Below are 4,069 nucleotides of genomic sequence, written 5' to 3'. Positions count from 1 at the left end.
TCGACCGACACACGCTCACCGACCGACACCAAGAATCCTCCGTCGCACTGGCCGCCTGATCAACCCCCGAAGGATTTACGACGCAGACCACTTAGGGAACCGGCCGCGTGACTACCTGGCCGGGGAGTTATCTGCCTCTTGATTCCTCCACTGATGTTGAGCGACTTCATGTCGCACCCTCGACGTACCACCACAGACTCACGGCCCTGCTGGAACAAGAACGCCTCGCGCTGCCGGGGCCCCGATCCGCGTGCGCCCTTGCCCTCGACGATGAACCGGCCCCACTGCCCGGACTCCCAGTGCACGTCCGAGACCCGCACGCCGCACAGCTCGGAGGCCCGCACCCCGGACAGGTACGCGATCTTCGCCATCACGTAGTCGCGGCAGGCCACTGCCTCCTTCCGCGCGGCCCACCGCACCACCGCGGGACTCGGCCCCGTTCCGGCACGATACGGACGTCGCCGGTCCAGTCCAGGAGGGCGACGACCTGCTCCGCGACGTCCTGAGCCGACGTCACCACTGCTCCCCCGTCACCGCGGCGAGGTTGTCGAGGACTTGCGCGCGGCGGGGCTCGGTCTGCGGCGGGTGCCGCGTGGCCAGCTCACCGGCGCGGCAGGCTGTACTCCCAGGTCGTACGGGGCAGTCGCGGGCTCGTCGTGGCGCGACCGTAGCCCACGCGCCGTCACTGCAGGTCCGGGCTGAGGTCGGCGGCCGGTCGGCGGGCAGTCGCGCGGCCGCGGGCAGTGGCTGTGCCGGGCTGTCCGCGGCCGGGTTGGTGGTTCAGCGGACGTGGACCGTGACCGTGTTGGAGGCGTGCAGGCGCACCGGGTGGTGGTCGTGCTTGCTGGTCAGGCCGTACAGCACCGCGCGGAACTGCAGGTCGCCGCGGTGCGCGGCCGAGCCGTGCGCGGTCAGCCGGGCGTCGTGCTTGACGGGGGTGGTGCAGTTCTCCTGGTGCCACGGCTGCGTGCCGGTGCGCTCCTCCAGACAGAGCTGGTGCAGGTAGCTGGCGCTGTCGTCGTCGCCGTGCGCCGTGATGGTGAAAGTTTTGCCGACGTGCGCCGTGCGGGGCGCGGTGATGCCGACGTCGCCCTTGGCGAACGCCGGCACGGCGGCCAGCGCCACCGAGGCCAGACCCAGCGCACCGATCGCGGCCGCACGACCACCCCACGCCTTCATCCCGCTCTTCTTCGTCCTGGTCATGGACTTTTCCCTCCCGTGGGCCTCCCCCGCAGGTGAGACCCACCCCCTTGTGGCGAGGGCGCCCGGTTGGCGCCCTGGCTGATCATTGAGAGGAGCGGTTCTTCCGCCCGGTTGTGCGCCACCCAGTGCCGTTACGGATCCACGACAAACCCGTCGGCCAGCCTGATCCCACCAGCGGCAGCCGAACCGCTCCTGCGTACTGGGCAGTTCACCGCATGCCCTGCCCGGGAGTGCGAACGGACACCCGTACCGCGGGAAGGGTGTACCTGATCGGGCGGTAGCCCCCACAGCCGGTCTGCCGGGAGCCCTGTCTAAAATCCGTCCGTGGCAGGGGCCCCGGATGAGTTGATCAAGCTGGAACGATCCGCCGAACAGGAACGGGCGAAGCTCGCCGGCGTGGCCGGCGACGAGTACGACGCCCAGTGGGCACGCTGGCGTCAGACGTCCGAGGCCGCGCAGGCAGCAGTCACCGCGCACGCCCAGGCGTCCGGGTCCTCGACTAGAGCCAGCGCGGTCAGGCGCTGCGCGGGCGGCGGCCCATGGTCTTCTTGGCGGCCGTCTTCTTCGCCGCGGCCTTCTTGGCCGGCTGCTCCTTGGCGGCAGCCTTCTTCTTCGGCTTCGGCAGCTCGTGCACCTGCGCCGGCCCCGCGCCGGCGGTGCGGGAGGCCTTGGCCTTCTGGACCGACTCGTTCAGCGCGGCCATCAGATCCAGGACCTGGGCCGGCTGCTCCGGCTCGGGCGCTTCGGGGAGCGGTTTCTCCTCGCGTTTGGCCTCGATGATCTGGGCGATCGCCTCGGTGTACCGGTCGGTGAACTCCTCGCCCTCCAGCGCGTCGACCGTCATGGTGTCCATGAGGGCAAGCGCCCCTTCGATCTCGTCCTCGGTCACCTCGGCCGGTGACGGGAGCAGTTCGGTGGGGTCGCGGATCTCGTCGGGCCACAGCAGCTCCTGCAAAACCAGCGCGTCGCCATGGACCCGAAGCATGCCCAGCCTCTCGCGGCCACTCCACGCGTACTTCGCGATGGCCACCCTGCTGGAGCGGCGCAGCGCTTCGACGAGCAGCTTGTACGGCTTCGCGGCGACCTGCCCGCCGGCGGCGAGATAGTACCCGGCGCCCATGGGGATCGGGTCGATGTCCTCCAGCCGCACGAAGGCGTCGATCTCGATGGCCTTCGCCGTCGGCAGCGGCAGATTGCTCAGGTCTTCGTCCGTGATCGGGATGACCTGGTCACGGGTCAGCTCGTAGCCCTTGCCGATCTCGGACTGGTCGACCTCACGGTCCTCCAGATCGCACACCTTGCGATAGCGGACACGCCCCATGTTTTCAAGATGATACTGGTGGAAGTGGACGCTGTGATCTTCAGTCGCGCTCTGTACGTTGACCGGAACGGGCATGTTGACCGAAATAGCGCCTGACCATATGGTGCGGGGCATCGGCAAAACCTCCGTGACGGCCCCGAGCACCACCAGACTACGACGGCCCTGGCCTTGCGCATGCGCGCTCCCGGCCCACCCCGCACCCTGAAAAGGTGGCCGCCACATCACAGGTCGATCTGTGCCGGGCGCAGTCAGTCAAGGTTCGGTGGCCACAGGACAACTGACCTGTCGCAGTGAAGGTTGAGCGATTCTCACTGAAGGTTGAGTGGTTCGTCGGTCAGGACGTCGGCGAGGGCGGGGTGGATCCGTCCGGGGGTGATGGTGGTGATGGTGTACTTCGCGACGCCGTTCGTGACGAAGGGGTCCTGGGCGGTGATCTGCTCGATCGTGTCGCGGTCGACGCCGTGGGCGATGATCGCGCCGCCGTCTGAGGTGGGGACGGTCTGGCCGGAGATCAGGAATGTCCCAGCGGCATGGTGCCGTTCAAGGTAGGCAACGTGACCGGTGATGTGCGGGGTGACTTCGTCTTCGGCTGCTGTGTAGTGGAGTTGGAGCAGGTGGAGCACGGTGTCCTCCGTCGCGTACTGGGTTGTGTCGGCTGGCGGGTTCGCCGCCCCGACTGCTGGTGGGTGGGGCAGGGTTTGTGGATCGAGTGTTCTTGGGCGAGTCGCTCTTTCTTGCGCCGACGGTAGAGGTAGCTGCGGCAGGTCGTTGAGCATGTGAGGCGTATCTGGTTCTTGCGCCCTGGCAGCAAGGGGCCCGAGCAATACGCGCAGGCCGTCGGCTGTTCCCGGGGCGGTGCCTTCGGATCGGGTGTCGGCAGTGGGGATTCGCCTCGTTCGATCCGGCGACGTATGTAGGCCCGGTGGCTGCAGAGCTTCGAGCACCAGCGTCGTCGGCTGCCGGGACCGAGCGGGGAGTCGCACTCGTCACAGGTGGGTTGAGTCGCCAGAGCGTCCGCGTGAAAACTCCCAACCCACCGCCGAACAGGCCCGCTCGGTCGCGGCGAACGCTTCCACGGTCCGCTCGTCGACATCGTCCTCAGCCGGGACATCGACCACGCGGGCGCGTCCGTCGGCCAGCCGCACGAAGTAATCCGGCGCGCGCCGCCGTTTCTCTTCCTCCTCGCGCCAGTGCAGCCAGAACGGCTGTGAGGCGATCCCCACCACGTCCGGGGCGAAGTCCAGCAGGATCAGCCGGTCCCGCTCCAGCCACGACTCGTAGCCCACATGGCCGCCGGTGGTCACCGCGTAGTACCAGCCCGCGAAGCTGCGGTCCCCTCTTGTTCCACCGGAACCCGCGTACAGGCGGAACGTCCTCGAACCGGACACGCCACCCGGAGCCCAACGCCGTGCGACGACGCTGACCGCTGTCGAAGAAGTCCAGGTCAAAAGGTTGCGTCCAGGGAAGTGGTGTACGGGTTCGACCTGATCCGGGGGTTTGCTCCGGCATCGGGATGGTGCCCGCATAGATGAACGGCCACCGGCT

At 68.2% G+C, this 4,069-nt stretch carries 4 protein-coding genes and 1 pseudogene; all 5 read right to left on the bottom strand.

Going from position 1 to position 4,069, the window contains the following annotated elements; genetic code table 11:
• Positions 1-178: 178 nt before the first annotated feature.
• Positions 179-407: pseudogene (locus ACFYMM_RS44185) on the bottom strand (site-specific integrase); the annotation flags it as partial.
• 373 nt (positions 408-780) lie between these two features.
• Positions 781-1,203: a hypothetical protein gene (locus tag ACFYMM_RS44180; RefSeq protein WP_388398475.1), complete on the bottom strand. Its 423-nt coding sequence runs from the start codon at positions 1,201-1,203 to the stop codon at positions 781-783.
• Positions 1,204-1,717: 514 nt separating this feature from the next.
• Positions 1,718-2,638 (bottom strand): Ku protein, encoded by a 921-nt coding sequence (locus ACFYMM_RS44175; protein ID WP_388398478.1) that lies wholly within the window; start codon positions 2,636-2,638, stop codon positions 1,718-1,720.
• A 194-nt stretch (positions 2,639-2,832) separates the two neighbouring features.
• On the bottom strand, positions 2,833-3,147 hold the full coding sequence (locus ACFYMM_RS44170; RefSeq protein ID WP_388398472.1) for a YciI family protein: 315 nt from the start codon (positions 3,145-3,147) through the stop codon (positions 2,833-2,835).
• A 363-nt stretch (positions 3,148-3,510) separates the two neighbouring features.
• A complete protein-coding gene (locus ACFYMM_RS44165) occupies positions 3,511-3,828 on the bottom strand; it encodes a TnsA-like heteromeric transposase endonuclease subunit (protein ID WP_388398470.1) in 318 nt (105 codons plus the stop codon).
• Between the last annotated feature and the right edge of the window lie 241 nt (positions 3,829-4,069).

It is taken from the genome of Streptomyces sp. NPDC006739, from assembly GCF_042869815.1.
Taxonomy (GTDB): Bacteria; Actinomycetota; Actinomycetes; order Streptomycetales; family Streptomycetaceae; genus Streptomyces.
Note: the sequence above shows the minus strand (reverse complement) of the source record. Positions and strands in the feature narration are given on the sequence as shown.